The sequence below is a fragment of the Arthrobacter sp. AIWTK1 genome (assembly GCF_056680535.1).
The window spans coordinates 3544148-3560594 of sequence record NZ_CM155287.1 but is presented as its reverse complement, the minus strand read 5'-3'; the positions used below and the strand labels follow the sequence as shown (position 1 = coordinate 3560594).

14 protein-coding genes are annotated in these 16447 nt (G+C 60.3%); 9 read left to right on the top strand and 5 right to left on the bottom strand.

The window, feature by feature from the left end; translation table 11 throughout:
- Nucleotide 1: 1 nt before the first annotated feature.
- The 5 genes from AC1MDG_RS16320 to AC1MDG_RS16300 all read left to right on the top strand — a co-directional run bounded on the left by AC1MDG_RS16320 (nucleotide 2) and on the right by AC1MDG_RS16300 (nucleotide 4367).
- The gene (locus tag AC1MDG_RS16320; RefSeq protein WP_479805171.1) at nucleotides 2–1036 is read left to right on the top strand and encodes a nitroreductase family protein; all 1035 of its coding nucleotides are present in this window, start codon (nucleotides 2–4) and stop codon (nucleotides 1034–1036) included.
- Nucleotides 1027–2142, top strand: a complete 1116-nt coding sequence (locus AC1MDG_RS16315) for a polysaccharide pyruvyl transferase family protein (RefSeq protein WP_479805169.1) — start codon at nucleotides 1027–1029, stop codon at nucleotides 2140–2142. Before AC1MDG_RS16320 ends, AC1MDG_RS16315 begins: the two co-directional genes overlap by 10 nt.
- Nucleotides 2139–2987 (top strand): glycosyltransferase family 2 protein, encoded by an 849-nt coding sequence (locus AC1MDG_RS16310; protein ID WP_479805167.1) that lies wholly within the window; start codon nucleotides 2139–2141, stop codon nucleotides 2985–2987. The genes AC1MDG_RS16315 and AC1MDG_RS16310 overlap by 4 nt, the downstream gene beginning before the upstream one ends.
- 221 nt (nucleotides 2988–3208) lie before the next feature.
- Nucleotides 3209–3637, top strand: a complete 429-nt coding sequence (locus tag AC1MDG_RS16305) for a hypothetical protein (protein ID WP_479805165.1) — start codon at nucleotides 3209–3211, stop codon at nucleotides 3635–3637.
- A gap of 7 nt (nucleotides 3638–3644) precedes the next feature.
- Nucleotides 3645–4367, top strand: coding sequence for an ISL3 family transposase (locus AC1MDG_RS16300; protein ID WP_479805163.1), 723 nt, complete (start codon nucleotides 3645–3647; stop codon nucleotides 4365–4367).
- Here the strand turns inward: AC1MDG_RS16300 and AC1MDG_RS16295 are convergent.
- From AC1MDG_RS16295 to AC1MDG_RS16275, 5 genes are all read right to left on the bottom strand, one after another.
- Nucleotides 4336–5169 (bottom strand): right-handed parallel beta-helix repeat-containing protein, encoded by an 834-nt coding sequence (locus tag AC1MDG_RS16295; RefSeq protein WP_479805161.1) that lies wholly within the window; start codon nucleotides 5167–5169, stop codon nucleotides 4336–4338. The two genes, AC1MDG_RS16300 and AC1MDG_RS16295, sit on opposite strands and share 32 nt — an antisense overlap.
- A 269-nt stretch (nucleotides 5170–5438) precedes the next feature.
- Entirely contained in the window at nucleotides 5439–6836 is a 1398-nt protein-coding gene (locus AC1MDG_RS16290) for an O-antigen ligase family protein (RefSeq protein ID WP_479805159.1), read from the bottom strand.
- A 569-nt stretch (nucleotides 6837–7405) separates the two neighbouring features.
- Entirely contained in the window at nucleotides 7406–7552 is a 147-nt protein-coding gene (locus AC1MDG_RS16285) for a hypothetical protein (RefSeq protein ID WP_479805157.1), read from the bottom strand.
- Nucleotides 7553–8200: 648 nt separating this feature from the next.
- Nucleotides 8201–9727 carry a tyrosine-protein kinase domain-containing protein gene (locus tag AC1MDG_RS16280; protein ID WP_479805155.1) on the bottom strand — a complete coding sequence of 509 codons (1527 nt, stop codon included), beginning with the start codon at nucleotides 9725–9727 and terminating at the stop codon, nucleotides 8201–8203.
- 236 nt (nucleotides 9728–9963) lie between these two features.
- Nucleotides 9964–10428: an Lrp/AsnC family transcriptional regulator gene (locus tag AC1MDG_RS16275; RefSeq protein WP_479805153.1), complete on the bottom strand. Its 465-nt coding sequence runs from the start codon at nucleotides 10426–10428 to the stop codon at nucleotides 9964–9966.
- A gap of 159 nt (nucleotides 10429–10587) precedes the next feature.
- Here AC1MDG_RS16275 and pdhA point away from each other — a divergent pair, with 159 nt between their 5' ends.
- From pdhA to AC1MDG_RS16255, 4 genes are all read left to right on the top strand, one after another.
- A complete protein-coding gene (pdhA, locus tag AC1MDG_RS16270) occupies nucleotides 10588–11811 on the top strand; it encodes a pyruvate dehydrogenase (acetyl-transferring) E1 component subunit alpha (RefSeq protein ID WP_479805151.1) in 1224 nt (407 codons plus the stop codon).
- Nucleotides 11808–12920, top strand: a complete 1113-nt coding sequence (locus tag AC1MDG_RS16265; RefSeq protein WP_479805149.1) for an alpha-ketoacid dehydrogenase subunit beta — start codon at nucleotides 11808–11810, stop codon at nucleotides 12918–12920. The genes pdhA and AC1MDG_RS16265 overlap by 4 nt, the downstream gene beginning before the upstream one ends.
- A 4-nt stretch (nucleotides 12921–12924) precedes the next feature.
- Nucleotides 12925–14436 carry a dihydrolipoamide acetyltransferase family protein gene (locus AC1MDG_RS16260; protein ID WP_479805148.1) on the top strand — a complete coding sequence of 504 codons (1512 nt, stop codon included), beginning with the start codon at nucleotides 12925–12927 and terminating at the stop codon, nucleotides 14434–14436.
- 395 nt (nucleotides 14437–14831) lie between these two features.
- On the top strand, nucleotides 14832–15647 hold the full coding sequence (locus AC1MDG_RS16255; protein WP_479805146.1) for an MBL fold metallo-hydrolase: 816 nt from the start codon (nucleotides 14832–14834) through the stop codon (nucleotides 15645–15647).
- Nucleotides 15648–16447 lie beyond the last annotated feature (800 nt).

Genomic DNA, 16447 nt, shown 5'->3' with positions numbered 1-16447 from the left:
AGTGAAACATAAGCTCATTGACACACTTCGGAAACAGAAGCATCGGATACTTCCGCGAGTAGTTCATTCCACCGCCAACTTCTTAGGAAGTGGCGTATATTTCGTCCTGAATGGTGCCTTCAACGATGAAAAGAAAGCCGTTCTGGCTGGAAATTCTCTGCATTTTATAGGCGAGCAAGCGCGAAATCATCAGATGTTCCTGCGCCGTTCTGTGCATAGGATCGAAAAGGGACTCATATCTAAGCCCCAGCGTTCGACGTTTGCGGCCGATTATATTGGACGAACCGTCAGCACCTACGCCAACCTTCTGGATTCAACGATTACAGATGGTGGGGAGGCCCAGTGGGCGCGGGATGTGTTGTCTCGCTATTTCGAGGCGACGGCCGCGTCTACAGACGAGCGGATCAGCCGGGCTCGTGTCCGCTGGGACGGGATCGAGCATGCCCGATCCGTGGTTGATGGCGACTTGTCTCCATTTCCTTATTCCCCCATGTCCGGCACGGAATCATTCGTATCGTTGGCCCGTGCAGCCGAGCACCGCAGATCAGTGCGCTGGTTTCGCCCAGAACCGGTGCCGAGGGAACTAGTGGAGCAAGCGGCAGCCGTCGGTCTGACTGCCCCCAGCGCCTGCAATCGGCAGAGCTACCGGATCGAACTCCTGGAGGATGAATCTCTTCGCCAGGCTGCCGCTGCAATCCCGATGGGTACCGCAGGTTTTTCTCAGCAGATCCCGCTACTGGGCGTTCTCATTGGACAACATCGAGGGTATGAGCACCACCGGGACAGGCATGCTATTTATGTTGACGGTGGGCTGTTCAGCACTGGGTTCATATTGGCTCTGGAAAGCCTCGGTCTTAGCTCCTGCTGCATCAACTGGCCGGAAATACCTCGGCTGAACCGCGCGATGACGAAAACATTGGGACTTAGGGATGACGAGCGGGTCATCATGCTTATCGCTATCGGTTATGGCATTGAGGGACAGGAAGTTCCGCGGAGTCATAAACGCTCTATGGAGGGTTTGGTTAAATGGCGTTGAAAACGATTCTGATAAATGGTGCGGAAGTTCGGGACCGACATGTAGGAAACCGGGGCGCGGAGCACCTACTGCGTACTACAGCGTCCAGGCTAAGAGCGATGGGCCTACAGCCGGCGGTTACGTTCAATCAGGTGGACCCGGCGCTTGTTGGCGAATTGGGACTTGTCCAATACGTGGGGAACCCGAGGATCGATAGGATTGACTCAATAATCCCGGGGTTTCGTACGAATCGGTTTGTCGGAATAAAAGGACTCGCCGGCGTCTTGGATGCATCGGGGTTCGCACTGGGCGACGCCTGGGGTACAGAGACTGCCAAGTGGCTCCTTCGGAAGTATAAGCAGTGGGACAACGCCGGTCTCCCAGTTATTGCGCTGCCGCAGGCTTACGGGGCTTTCAATGATCCGGCCTTGGCCTCGATGTGCCGCGATGCACTTGGCCACTTCAAAGTGATCTTTCCGCGAGACGAGGTGTCAGCGGAACATCTTCGCGGACTGGGGCTCAACGGCACGGTACAGGAGCCGGTGCCAGACATCACGATCGGCGAACCTATTGGTTGGCACAAGGCGCCTCGCGAGAATCGCATGATTATCGTCCCTAACTGGAATCTCGCGGAGAGGGGGGACCGCGGCGCATACTTCCAGTCCCTGCTTGAAGCGACCCGCTGGGCGAAATTCCGTGGAATGGAAGTTGAAGGAGTCTTGCACGAGGGTCGAAAGGACCTGGCTCTATTGCAGCAGCTCCGCGTCGAAACGGGTCTCGGGATCAAAGCCGACCTCACGGGCTGGGAGACGAAAGAGTACATCGCTTCCTCCGCGCTTGTCGTTTCGGGGCGGTACCACGCTGTGATTGCTGCCTTGACTACGGGGACGCCCGTACTTACGCATTCGTGGTCGCACAAGTACCTCGAAGTTCTCCGTCAATTTGGGGTAGAAGAGTGGCTCGCCCCGCCCGATGCCCCAGACTCCGTGGGCAGCCGACTTGAAAACCTTTTGCAGTTTTCGGGACATGAAGCGCTGGCCACACAACGAGCTCACATGCAGTCGAAGGTGGAGCGAATGTGGAGTCAGGTCGAAGCCGAGTTGCTAGGCGGCGTTACAGGGAAATGACGAATAGTAACCGCCTCGCCACGCCGCAAGTTTCGGTAATCATGCCCACTTACAACGACCGATTCGCCATTGAGGAAGCAATAGAATCTATCCTCGGTCAAACCTTGGATACATGGGAACTGATAGTGGTAGACGACGCGTCTTCGGACGGTACTGCAGACTTTGTCGCGGAACGCTTTAGAGACCCTCGAATAACTTTGGTGCGAATGGATCAAAACTCGGGATCTGGTGCATGCCGCAACCGCGCCATAGATATCTCCCGGGGTGATTTCATTGCAGTAATGGACGCGGATGACATCTCTATGCCGGAGAGGCTCCGGATGCAACTCGATCGGCTGCAAGAGGACGAAGACTTGGGCGCCGTCTCAGCGCAGGTGCTGGAATTCGGCGACTGGGGTGGCCCGGCCCTCGGCAGCTGGCCTACTGATCCTTCTGACATCGTGTCGAGGCAGCTAAGTTTGAAGATGCCGATACCTCACCCTGCGGTCATGTTTCGACGGGACGTGCTGTTGGCGGCTGGCGGATATGATGTGTCGTGCCGCCGTGCTCAGGACTACAGCCTCTTCCTACAGTTACAGACAACGAAACTGGCGACGCTGAGCGAACCGTTAGTGATGTATCGGACGAACCGACCGATCAGCCTTCGCTATGTACTTCGCAATGAGCAATATGCCGAGCTGGCAAGGATTCGGTTCCGGCTGAAGGCCAAAGGTCACGCCTTCCAAGATTTGCCTTCGGAGCCGCCCATTTCTGCGTTCTTATATCTGAAGGCGCTAAAAAGTTGGAGCGTGAGAAATTTACGTGAGGCTTTCCAACAAAAGAGGAAGTCTACAGTCTCTGCGTAGCCATGTGAACGTCGGTGGTTGCGCCTATGGCGATGAGAACTTTCCTGGACGGTAATGGGAATACCATAAATCTCTGTTCACGCGGGCCAAAGCCCGCAAGAAATCCTCCAAAGCGACTGAACCAGAAGCCGTGATGCGGCGGCCACCTGTTTGCTCCGCAGGGTCCATCCAGGGACCATCGCGAAGTATCGGCTGGCCGCAGCCTTAGGGATGGCAACGACGTGGGCAAGACACCGTTATGGAATTACCCTCTCGGGGAACGGCGCTTCCAGCGGATCCGGGACATCCCCGTCGCCGGGGCCCTCGAAGTGCTCTGGTCCAAGTACCGCTGGTACTGCGAAGAACCCAAGTGTTCCCGGCTCTCGTTCTTCGAATCCACTGCCCAGGTCCCGCGCCGTGCCCGGTCCACCGGCAGGCTCCGGGACCACGTCGTTGATGCGGTCATCAGCTCCGGTCGGGCCGTGTCCGAGACCGCCGCTGCGTTCGCGGTGTCCTGGTGGATGGTCCGCGCCGCGCTGACTGAAGCCTGCCTTCTTACCCCGCCGGACGTGGATGAGCTCAGCCCGCGCATGCTGGGCATCGATGAACACCGGTTCCGGTCCGAGCGATTCTTCCGCGACCCCGGGGTCGAGCACGTGGATCCGGCATGAGCCGTGGATGACAACCATCGTTGACCTGGACACCGGGCAGGTCCCAGGCATGGTCGACGGCCGGGACCACAGGGGCGTCGGGGACTGGCTCTTCGCCCGCCCGCTGGCCTGGCGGCTGGGAGTGCAGGTCGTCGCGATCGACCCGTCAGCTGCGTTCCGCAAGGCGTTGAGGATGTGGCTGCCCCGCACCGCCGTCTCGGTCGATGCCTTCCATCTGGTCTCCCTCGGCAACCAGGCCACGACCGAGGCCCGCCAGAACCTGTCCCAGCAGGTCAAGGGCCGCCGCGGACGCGGCGTGGACAAAGCCTGGGCCCACCGCATGCTGCTCCTGCGCGCCGGCGACACACTCACCGAGAAGGCAGCCCACCGGCTGGAGGAGGTCTTCGCCGCCGACGACGCGACCGGCAAGCTGCAAGCGGTGTGGAAGGTCAAAGAACAGCTCAGGGCGCTGCTGCGCACCGACTCCCTGGCCGACGCGGCCGCCGCGAAAGCGGAGCTGAAAGTGCTCGTGGACGCGGCAGGACGGCCGGTAACGAACAAGCTCTACCGCACCGTTTGCCGATGGTGGAACGAGATCGAAGTCCTCATCGTCACCGGCGCCACCACCGGCAAGGTCGAGGCAAACAACACCAGCATCAAACACATCAAACGCACCGCCCGCGGCTACCGAAACGCCGGGAACTACAAATCGATTATCCTCATGAGAAGTGCCGTCCGGACGGCGGCATGACACTCATCCGGGAATCAATTTCCCCACGAACCGAGAAGAGCCGGATTAGGGGACCCGTGCCGGTGAGGCGGATGGCTCCATTCCCCAAACCGACGATTTGCCGGATAACATTCGACGCAACCAACGCTGACTGTGGGCTGTTGTTGCAGAAGACGGGGTAAGAACCGGTATCCACAATGGTGTTGCCGTTGATGTTCGTATTACCCCCATACTCCGTTTGAATCCCGTATCTACCCATCGTGCATATGGTGTTCCCTGAGACAACAACTTCCACGTGGGGCTCAAGCCCCCCGGTGCCAGATGTTAATGCAATCCCGGCTCCGGCGCCATCTGCGACAGTGTTGCCGCTGATGATATTTCCTGGAGCACCTTCTGCGTTCTCAATGCCGACGGATGCCGCGCCAGTCACCGTATTCCCCGTAACAGCGCACGAGATGGCGCTGGCAAGGCTGATCCCAATTGAAGGGTTGGTGACAAGGTCCCCTGTCACAGTTGCCCGCGCTGCAGTTGCGCCAAAGACTTCGATGCCCACGCCCGTTCCGTCTAGGGCGATGATGTTGTTTGAGATCACCCCGTCTGTGCACGATTTCATCACTACACCGCGCTTACCTATGACGAGATTATTGCTGAATATGGCGCGCACGGCGCTGGCGCTTTCGTTCAATAGAGCGTACGAGATATTCGATTTAAATTCGCAGTCCTCGACACGTAGGTCCGGCTGCCCCGAGCTTTGTATGGCGTAAGCCTTCGCATTAATAAGTTTGATCCCACGTACGGTCGCGCCCGGGCCCGCAATGTCCATACATGTGTTAGATAGGTTTGATGCATGGCGGCTACGTGTTTTTATGTTGGACGAGTACTTGATTGAATTCAGGCTACGCAGTTATCGAGGGTGGGCAATTTCGTTGGCAGCAAGTATTACGCGGAATTGATCGAATGTTGAGCTGAAATTGCCCGGTGATCTGAGCGACTTGCGCCCAAGCATAGCGGGCGGCGCAACTGGCCCTAGGTCCGTTCGAGGTGTGTCATCCACTGTCGTGGTGTTCATGATTGCGGTTCGACCAAGGACTATTACAGCCCGCTGTTTTGTAGCGACGCTTCTCGTCGTGCCTGGCGGGTCCTCGGCCTACTCCGACCGGAATTGTTGGCCTGAGGAGTTGTCCTCCCAAGGGCAAGCACGATTCCGGCGGCCCACCAGAACGGTACGGCGCCGAAAGGTGCTTCCAAGACCACACCCAAGAGCGCAATAGGCATGAATCCGAGAACGATGAGGGACGCGACCGACAGGAGTTCGTTCTCGCCGATCCGCTGCCTTGCTCGGGTGACTGCCCGTATCAGCAGAAAGAGAATCCCAGCGGCAAGCGCCACACCGATAAGTCCTAATCGGGCGAACACTCCCATAAGCCAATTATGTGGGCTCCGGACACCGGTGTAGTCAGTTCCCTGGAGGAACTGGATAACCCCGGACTCGCTGAGGAAGTCGTTGCCGAAGCCGCTTCCAACCAAAGCTCTCGACGTGTCTGCCAAGGTCCAATCGATAATTCCGCCCCACGCCATCTCGCGGGCCTGTTGCGTCCCCTGAGCGTTACGCTCATGGGTGTCTGAGGTGCTCACTCCGAGGGTTGATGCGATGAGGCGTTCCCCCGCCGTCGTCTGAGCTAGGCCTGCGAGCCCTCCGAACAGGATGACTGGGATCAGCAGCGCGATGAACGTCCGCTTCGATTGACCGCGGGCTATCGAGGAGTATGCGACGACGAGGCCAACAGTCATGCTGACGGCCACGGAGATAAGGCCGGCGCGTGAACCGAACTGCGTGGCCGTTGCGAGACACGCCGCAAGAAGCAGCAGTGCGGTCGTCCGTCGCTCTCCCAGGAGTATCCTCCGGACTGCGAGACCGGCGGTCACGCCAATCACAGCCACATCCACGTCAGGTCTCAGCGTGAAGACCGAAACGGCGGCGCCCGGAAATCTCGGGAAGGCCTCCGTGTCAACGCCCGAAAACACTATCGCGGCTACCCAAGTAAGGTGCGCAATGAGCGCCCACCACAAGTACTTCATCGACTTGTGCTGTTCTGCCCTTGTTGACTTGGCTAAGGCTGATGCAGAAACGAACGACAGAACACCGTAGAGGAACGGCGTGAGGTCGCGGAACCAGACGAGGCTGAAGGCATAATCGAAGGACATGAGTCCGCGGGCGACTACAAGCATCAGAAATAGAAGGACTATCAGTCCTGGGTCGTTCCGGTCTGTTCCGGTACGTTGTCGAGCACGCCCGTGCCTGGCTCGAACTACGCGGTCCACGACAGCCAAGGCGATGAGGACGTCCGTCAGGAACAAAGGGGCAAACCCGATATAGGAACCCCACCGGGTGGCGGCCAAGAGGAGCGCCACTGCAAGAGTCCCGGTTATCGCTGTAACGCGATGTGTTATTGCCTGTTTCTTAAACGCTGTTTCTATTGGTTTCCCCACCGGGACAGATTAGCAGTTGCATCCAATCTGTCCCGGATGGATCTAAGCATTACGTGGGCCTATTGTGGCGGTGTAGGTGTTGTCGCCTAGCAAGTAACGGCTTTGAATGCCTGGTCAACCTGGATCTGATTGGTTTCGGCGGTCTGCGCGTACGTCTGCGCGTGAGCCGAGAGGTCTCGCATCCAGAAGGTGCTAGATCAAAGAGGGCGCCATCCAGGAGGGTGCCTCGTTCACGGCGTCAGCAAGTCTTGCCGTACGCATCAAAGATAGCGACCGCAGGCGCGGTGAAAGGCAGTCGTCTCAACGCGTTCCAGAACGCTGCCGCCGGGGGCCGGTCGCCAAGATTTTGCCGTACGCATTAATTTCAAGCGACCGCAGGCGCGGTGAAAGCCAGTCGTATCCTCAAAGCGTTCCAGAACGCTGCCGCCGGGGGCGGTCGCCAAGATCCGCATGCCCCGCCGCCACTCAGATGGGCGGGCGAAGTGCAAATCCGCGACGCACCGTGGTCCGGCCGTCAACGACCTCGCCCCTGGCAGGTGCACAAATCCGCTGTGGCAGTCATCCACGGTTCATGCCTGATCAACGAGCTGGAGTCGGCGGCACGGAATTCCAACGGACAGGAGCCGGTGCTCATCGATGCCCAGCAACCGTTGCCTGAGTTCGTCCACTTCGAACAGCGCCAGGACGCAGGCCTCATTGGGTCCGGCACGGACCATCCACCGGGCACCGCGAACCTAGCCAGGGTCACGGACACGGACTGGTGCGCCCGGAGGATGCGGTCAATTGGCTGGTCGCGTGGCCGGGCCGCGAGACGGGCATGACACGGCACGGTCGGTGGATGTAATGGACGAGAGACAGCACCCTCGTGTTTGTTGAAATACCAGGGGCCGGGTCTATGCCGTGGCGACGACGCACGTTTCAGAAGGCTTTTACGTCGGTTCCCCGTGTAGGGGGGGCAGTGTCAGCGTCTTGCGCTCATCTAAGTGCCAGTTAAGCCAGCGTCTGACATGCGGCGGCATCGTCGGCGTTACCGCCGCTCCGACGTCACAATGCCGCCAACGCACCAGTGGATCGGGAACAGCAGGCTATATAAGTGCGTTGGTTCCCTCGGTGTGCGCGACGCTATGCCATCGACCGCTAAGGGCCCACTGCGGCCTCTCTCCTGCTGGTGCCAGCACGCCCTAGAAGGGCGCTTGAGGCCCGGGTACGCAGGTGCTCATAGGATACCTCGGACTGCCCGACCATGGATGGTGCAGCGACGCGGAAGGCAGCATATCTCAGCCGTCATTCCAGTTGACTCCGATGAGCCATTCAACTGGGGGAGGAACTGCGCAGTGAACCCATCGTCTGATGGCAACTATGCGCTACTTCTGGTTTGTAAGTCGGCTTATGGGAAGGCGTTTCGCAGCCTGCGCTTCAGTCGTTTCCAGTGGCTCAGGAGTCAAGTTGGTCGACGGCGAATCATTGGCAGCATTCGATGCTTCGGGACCGACCACTAACGCTTTTTGCCGTGTCCTTGATGTTGATCTTTCGCTTGGCGCGGAATCATTGCTGTAGTAGCTGTAGGAGTATGAATCCGGACCCTTGACTGGTAATTGGTTCAGTACGAGGCCAAGTACTTTCGATCCGACGAGTTCAAGGGCATTGAGCGATTTTTCAAGGTCGTGGTGTCGGAGTTTGTGAGAACCCACTACCAAGACGACGCCCCCAACGTGTTGCGAGAGAACAGCAGCGTCAGTCACCGGAAGCAGCGGGGGTGCATCGATAATGACTGCATCGAAGGCGTGTTCCAACCTTAGGATTAGGTCCTTCATCTGTGCAGAGCCAAGCAACTCACTTGGGTTTGGCGGTATCACTCCGGACGTAAGTACGTAAAGGTTCTCATCGCCCCAAGGCTGGAGGAGATCGTTTACATCCGCTGCGCCGACGAGCGCTGTCGTCAACCCTGCATTTCGATCCAGCCCGAGGTATTCGTTGATCATCGGCCGGCGGAGGTCCGCATCGATCAAACAAACGGAGTTTCCAGCCTGGGCCAAGGCGATCGCGAGATTAGTCGCGGTGGTGCTCTTACCTTCGCCGGGAAGGGACGACGTTAACAGAACTGATTTGGCGTGTCCCGACACGTTAGCGAATTGGAGATTGGTTCTAAGCTGCCGGAATGACTCCGCTCGGGGGCTTTGAGGGGCAGTTTGAGTTAACAGTGGCTTTCGTGCCGCATCTTGATCAAACGAAATGCCACCCAATAGTGGTGCATCGGTAATTGTTCTGAGGTCCGCTTCCCCGCGAATTCGGCTATCGAGTGTAGACCGAAGGACAGATCCACCGACGCCTACAACGAGCCCGGCCAGCAATCCGATAATTAGATTCAGCCTTGTATTTGGTGCTGAGGGCGAGACCGGAGCTTTCGCCGGTTTAATTATGGATAGGCCAACAGGTGAGGTACCGCCGGTCTTTGGCTTCTCGAGCGTGTCGACAGCTTGAACAAGGCTATTCGCGACGGCCTGAGCGATCGCAGCTGCTTGGACCGGGGACTGATCCGATACAGAAATGTTGATCAAAACAGTGCTGAGTTCTGTGCTGGCGACCACCTTGCCGGCCAGTTCGTCGGCGGAGACTGTCAAACCGAGAGTATCAATCGCCGGCTGAAGAACGATGGGGGAGTCTACCGTCTTCACATACGACTGAACACGAGCTTGACTGAAGTTGTTTCCTTGCTGAAGCTCTTGAGCGCTACCTGAGTTCTGAATTGATACGAATAGTTGCGTCTCTGCGACATAAGTCGGTTTCGTAAGTATGGAGAAGGCTCCCCCGGCGAGAAGTCCCACCAGGGTCACACCGACAATCAAGATCCAATTTCGGCGAAGGATGCGTATGTAGTCGCGTAGATCCAAACCGGAGTCCCCCTGTTTCGGCTGCCCGAGGCTGCCGGGCGGCGTGCCTCCAGAACGGCAATATTCGTGCGGATGTCCCAATACTACCCGGAGCCTTCACGCCGAGCTGAAACGTGACTCCGAGCGCTTTATGTTCTTAGCTGTCCTTTGGGAGGCAGGATTTGAATCCAACAAACCTAGATTCGACTTGTGTGGTTGAGATCGGCAGCAGACGTGCCGAACATAAGGATCAGTCCTTACCGCGTATCCACATCCTCAAACACCAGAAATGTCTGCGTATCCAGCACGCCCGGCATTGACTGCAGCTGGTCGAAGATCACCCGTCTCAGGTCCACGTTGTCCACGGCCCGCACCAGCAGGATGACGTCAAAGTCCCCACCCACCAGGGCAATGTGGTGCACTTCCGGAATCGCACGCAGTAGCTCCCGCAGTTCACGCCAGGAATGCTGTCTCACCTTCAGGGTCACGTAGGCGGAAGATTTGAGCCCCGCCTTAATAGGGTCAACCAGCGCCGTGAATTTGGTCAGCACCCCCTCACCGGTCAACCTGGCGATCCGCGTATACGCGTGCGCCCTCGAGATGTGCACGTTCTCGGCCACCTGCGTCACGGACATCCGCCCGTCCCGGGTCAGTTCCGCAATGATGTTCCGGTCCACGTCATCCAGCGGAACCGCCACCTGGTCCACCTCAGCTTCTGCCATTCGTCCACAACTCCTACGGGTAACGCGGCTCACACTTACGATTCGTCTTTCAGATTAGGGCAGAATTTCGTACTTCTCCACGATTCCGGCCAGGACTGGATACGAAAGTTCCTTCAGGACCATACTGGAAGCGAATAGTGGCTACAGAAGGACGGACCAATGACGATCTCCGCGGACCACACCGCCTTCGGGCAGGACTCGCCGGACCAGCCGGCCGGGGACCACCTGAGCGAAGGCGCAGCAGCCGAGGCTGTGCGCAAGTTCGGCATCACGGTGGAGGACTACATGCTGCCGGCCCGTCACCAGATCCAAATGGTGGACCAGGACGGCACGTTGAATCCCCACACCGAGCAGGGCGCCCAGCCCGGCCACGAATACGCCCTGCCCGGCGACGCCGAACTGCTGGCTGCCTACGAGCAGCTGGTCGTCGGCCGCCGCGTCAACGACCAGAACTCCGCTCTGGTCCGCCAGGGCCGCATGGCCGTCTACCCGTCCAGCCATGGCCAGGAGGCCTGCCAGGTGGCGGCCGCCCTCTGCCTCGCCGAGGGCGACTGGATCTTCCCCACCTACCGGGACTCCGTGGCCGTGATGGCCCGCGGCGTGGACCCGGTTCAGACCATGACCCTCTTCCGCGGCGACTGGCACAGCGGCTACGACCCCCTCGAGCACAAGGTGGGCATCCAGTGCACTCCGCTGACCACCCAGCTGCTCCATGCTGTCGGCGTTGCCCACGCAGCGAAACTCCGCGGCGAGGACACTATAGTCCTGGCCATGTGCGGCGACGGCGCCACCAGCGAAGGCGACTTCCACGAGGCCCTGAACTTCGCTGCCGTCTTCCACCTGCCAGTCATCTTCTTCGTCCAGAACAACCAGTACGCCATCTCGGTGCCGCTGGCCCACCAGTCCGTGGCGCCGTCGCTGGCCCACAAAGCCGTGGGCTACGGCATGGCCGGCGAACGCGTGGACGGCAACGACGTCGTCGCCCTCCTCGCCGTGCTCGGCCGGGCGGTCAAGCTGGCCCGTGAAGGGTCCGGCCCGCTCCTGGTGGAGGCGCATACCTACCGCATGCAGGCCCACACCAATGCCGATGATGCCACCCGCTACCGCCAGGACAGCGAAGTGGCCCAGTGGGTGGCCAGGGATCCGCTGAAGCGGATGGAAACCTACCTGACGGACCGCGGACTGCTGGACGACGAGTGCGCCGCCCGGATCGCTGAGAAGGCAGAGGCAGTTGCCACGCAGCTCCGCGAAGGCCTGGGCGAGGACGTCCCCGTCGACCCGCAGGATCTCTTCCGCTACGTCTTCTCCACACCCACCCCGCAGCTGAAAGAACAGTCCGCCATGCTCGCCGACGAAATCTCCCGGGACGAGGCCGCAAAATGAGCCCCACAGTCACCACCTCGTCGGAGGTCAACGGCAACGTCAGTGCGGCCACCGCCCGTGCCGCCGCCAAGGCAGCAGCCACGGCTGAATCGACCGGCCCGCAGACCATCACCCTCGCCAAGGCGCTGAACACCGCCATGGCCGACGCCATGCACGCAGACCCCTCCGTGCTGGTCTTCGGCGAGGACGTCGGCATGCTTGGCGGCGTCTTCCGCATCACGGACGGGCTCACCAAGAGCTTCGGCGAGTCCCGCTGCTTCGACACCCCGCTCGCCGAGTCGGGCATCGTCGGCATGGCCGTGGGAATGGCCATGAACGGCATGCGACCGGTGATCGAGATGCAGTTCGACGCCTTCGCCTACCCGGCCTTCGAGCAGATCGTCAGCCATGTGGCCAAGATGCACAACCGAACCAAAGGTGCCGTCAAGCTGCCCATCGTCATCCGGGTCCCGTACGCCGGCGGCATCGGGGGAGTGGAGCACCACTGCGACTCCTCCGAGTCCTACTACGCCCACACAGCCGGCCTGAAGGTCTTCACCCCTGCCACCGTGGCGGACGGCTACCGTATGCTCCGCGAAGCCATCGACTCCGATGACCCGGTGATGTTCATGGAACCCAAGAAGCTCTACTGGTCCAAGGACGTGGTGGACCTGGAAGGGCTCCGCGCCGAGCACGCCGCCAACACCGAACGGGGGAGCTCCTCGGAAGGCCGCGCCGCCGTCGCGCGTCCCGGCACCGATGCCACTCTGATCGCCTACGGTCCGTCTGTGCCGACCGCGCTGGCCGCCGCAGCCGCGGCGGCCGAGGAAGGCCGCTCGCTGGAAGTCATCGACGTCCGCTCGATCGTGCCGTTCGACGACGAAACCGTCTGCGCTTCTGTCCGCAAGACCGGGAGGGCCGTTGTCATCGCCGAAGCCCACGGCTTCGCATCGGTGTCCTCGGAGATCGTGGCAAGGGTCCAGGAGCGCTGCTTCCATTACCTGGCCGCGCCGATCCGCCGCGTAACCGGCTTCGATGTGCCGTATCCGGCGCCGAAGCTTGAGCACTACTACCTGCCCGGCGTGGACCGCATCCTCGACGCCGTTGACGACCTCCAGTGGGAAGACTGATCAGATGAGCGAAACGAAAGTATTCCTGCTGCCGGACCTGGGCGAAGGCCTCACGGAAGCCGAACTCGTGAACTGGCTTGTCGCCGTGGGCGACGAGATCCGCGTGGACCAGCCAATCGCCGAGGTCGAGACCGCGAAGTCCGTGGTTGAAGTCCCGTCCCCTTACGCCGGCACCGTCGCGGTGCTGCATGGAGAGCCGGGCCAGACCCTGGACGTCGGCAAGCCACTGATTTCGGTGACCCCCATCGGCTCTGCGAGAGTGGTTGAGCCTGCGGAGAACCAGCCGGCCGAATCCGAGCCCGATGAAACTGCCGCGGCCGAAACCTACCGGGAAGAGGAAAAAGCCGGCTCCGGCAACGTCCTCATCGGCTACGGAACACCCGGCGGCCACGGTGCAGCCCGCCGAACGCGCCCGCGGAAGCAGCCGGTGGTCGAGCATATCGAGAACGGTGGTGTCGCAACTCGTACCCCGGTGGTTGAGGCTCTCCGCCCGGTGCTTGAGTCTGTCGAAACCACGAGCGCGGAGAAAGCCGCTGACGATCTCCTTCTTATGCGCACCCGTGTCCCAGGCAAGCTTGGAGCCGTGATTTCGCCTCTCGTCCGTCGGATGGCCCGTGACCACGGAGTTGATTTGGGCGAGCTCCAGGGTTCGGGAGCCAGCGGGCTGATCATGCGCAAGGATGTCGAGGCTGCTATCGCTCCTTCGCCCGATACCGAGCTCCGTTCGGTGGTTGAGCCGCGACCGGTGAGTGAGCCTGTCGACACCCACCGCCCGGACACCGACTCTCGCACGGGCCTCGGCATCACAGCCCGAACGCCGGTCCGAGGAGTCCGCAAGGCTGTAGCCGCGAACATGGCCCGAAGTCGCTCCGAGATTCCGGAAGCCACGGTGTGGGTTGACGTGGATGCCACAGCTCTCGTGGAGATGCGGGCGGCTCTAAAGAAGTCCGACCCACACAACGCACCCGGATTGCTGGCTTTCATCGCGCGGTTTGTCACCGCCGGACTGAAAAAGTATCCGGAACTGAACGGCAGAATCATCACCACGGAGGACGCTGCAGGCGGCGAGAGCCAAGAGATCGTCGCGTTCAATGGCGTCAACCTTGGCTTCGCGGCACAGACGGACCGTGGCCTGATGGTGCCATCCATCCGCAACGCAGACAAGATGAGCGCTCGCGAACTGGACACCGAGATCCGCCGCCTGACCGTCGTCGTACGCGATGGTAAGGCGACGCCTTCGGAACTGGGCAGTGGCACCTTCACGCTGAACAACTACGGAGTGTTTGGTGTGGATGGCTCCGCCGCCATCATCAACCACCCTGAAGTGGGGATCTTGGGCGTCGGACGGATCATCGACAAGCCGTGGGTGGTTGACGGACAACTTGCCGTCCGCAAAGTTACTGAGCTGACCCTGACTTTTGACCACCGTGTATGCGACGGCGGCACTGCTGGCGGGTTCCTCAGATATGTTGCGGACGCGATCGAGAACCCTGGGGCTGCGCTGGCTGACATGTAGACCAGCGCATCCATGAATCGTTAGGAAGTTAGGTCTGAGTGCTCCGCACAGTGGATGCTGACGACCAGTGAATTACTACCGCCGAGATCGGACGAAGCGTAGGACGTGACGTGGTTCGTTGTCGCGCCACATGGTTCGCAGAATGTCTTGTGTTGTTTAGTCGCCATAGCGAAATAGTAAGCGGGCGTAGGTTTCGCGTGGGTTTCGGCCCGGAAACGAATCGTTTGGACGATCCGTGGATACTTGGGGACAGTATTGTGTTTCATCGATCCTGACGCAGCCATTCTGCTCCCTATTTGCTCCGCCGCCCCGGGCATTTCCTCAGGCTTCCACCAGCAAGCCATGGGTAGAATCGAGGCCTACGATCGCCGGAACGCATGAATACGGAGAACAGAATGTCGCGATGGATGGAGGTCGGCCAGGGCAACCATGTGCTGACCACCGAAGGCTCGAAGCTCAATACCGGACTCATAGTCGGCGCCGAGCGCGCCATGGTGATCGACACCGGCGGCGGACCCCGGCAGGGCCGGGAGATCCTGGCCGCCGTGCGGGAAAAGACCCAGCTGCCGCTGGTGGTGGTGAACACCCACGCCCACTACGACCACTTCTTCGGCAACGCCATCTTCGCGGACGAGGGTGTCACGGAGTTCTATGCGCACGAGAACTGTGCCCGCGAAATTGAGGAGAACGGGGACCGGCAGCGCCGCATGGTCGCCACGCTGGAACCGGAAATGGCAGCAGGCGAAGGTGCCGACGCCGAACTCGTGGTCCCCAACGCCATTGTGAAAGACCAGCCGGTCCTGGTGGACCTCGGCGGCCAGACCGTCACCCTCTTCTACCTGGGCCGCGGCCACACCGACGGCGACCTGCTGGTAGGCACCTCCACCACGCTTTACGCCGGCGACCTGGTGGAGCAGGGCTCGCACCCGTCCTTCGAGGACGCCTTCCCGGAGGAGTGGGCGGACGCCCTCCGGCACATCTCGGCGCTGCGGCATCGCTACGAATTCCTGATCCCTGGCCACGGCGAACCCTGCAGCGACCAGTTCGTGAAGACCATGGCCAATACCATGTCCACCGCGGTCCGCCAGGCCATCCAGTCCATCCGCGACACCCCCAGCGACGCCACCAAAGCTATCCCGGTGCTGCCGTACGGGCCGGAACAGTCCCGCTGGTTCATCAAACGGCTGCAGGAGACGCAGGCACACCACTAGGGACTCCAGCAGCGGCGAAGGCGGCTTTCCGCATACTCGCTGAAGGTCCGTGCATATTCGTCTGGACGCCAGTATTGTCACGTCAAAAACAGGTACCCACCACTCAGGCGCGGAGCAATTTGTAACCCTAGCCTCGGTACATGATGACCTTGATGCACAACGATCCGTGGCGACGACCGCAGCCTAACCGCCCTAACTTATGGGATGTGGCGTTGACAGGCTGTTCCATCGTCGGCGCCATAATCCTTCTCCCCGCAATAGGGATTAGTACCGCGGCGCGGGCCATGCTTCCAAGCCGCTGCGTAGGCGACGACCTGGACTACTCCTACTACGAATGAATCCGACGGCCCGGCTTATTGGCGATCTCCCATGCCATAAGAACCCTTTCAGTCCAGTATGAACTCGTGGGCCAAGTCTGGTTTTGCTCCCGCAAGAGGCCGTGTTGACGGTGGTGGGCGCAAACAGCCGCAGGAGGTGGGTTTAACCCGGACCGGGAGCAACCTGCTGGGGGCGCTTCACCACCCTGCACTCCGGCGACCTGCTGGAAGAGGCGGCCACCCGTCCCTTGAGAACGCCTTCCCGCAGGCGCACCACTAGGAAGCCGGTTAGCGCGCAGTACTGAAAGCATCAAGTACACACCGTAAATCCATTCGCAAGGCGCCCTTTTCACCAGCTGAAGACCGATGAGTTACATTCATTCAGGTTCCATCGGATTCTACTGGGGGTAGCGAATGAATAAGTCCATATTGTTAAGGGTTGGCGGAGTCTTTCTGACCACTTCGATTCTGTTGTCCGGAATG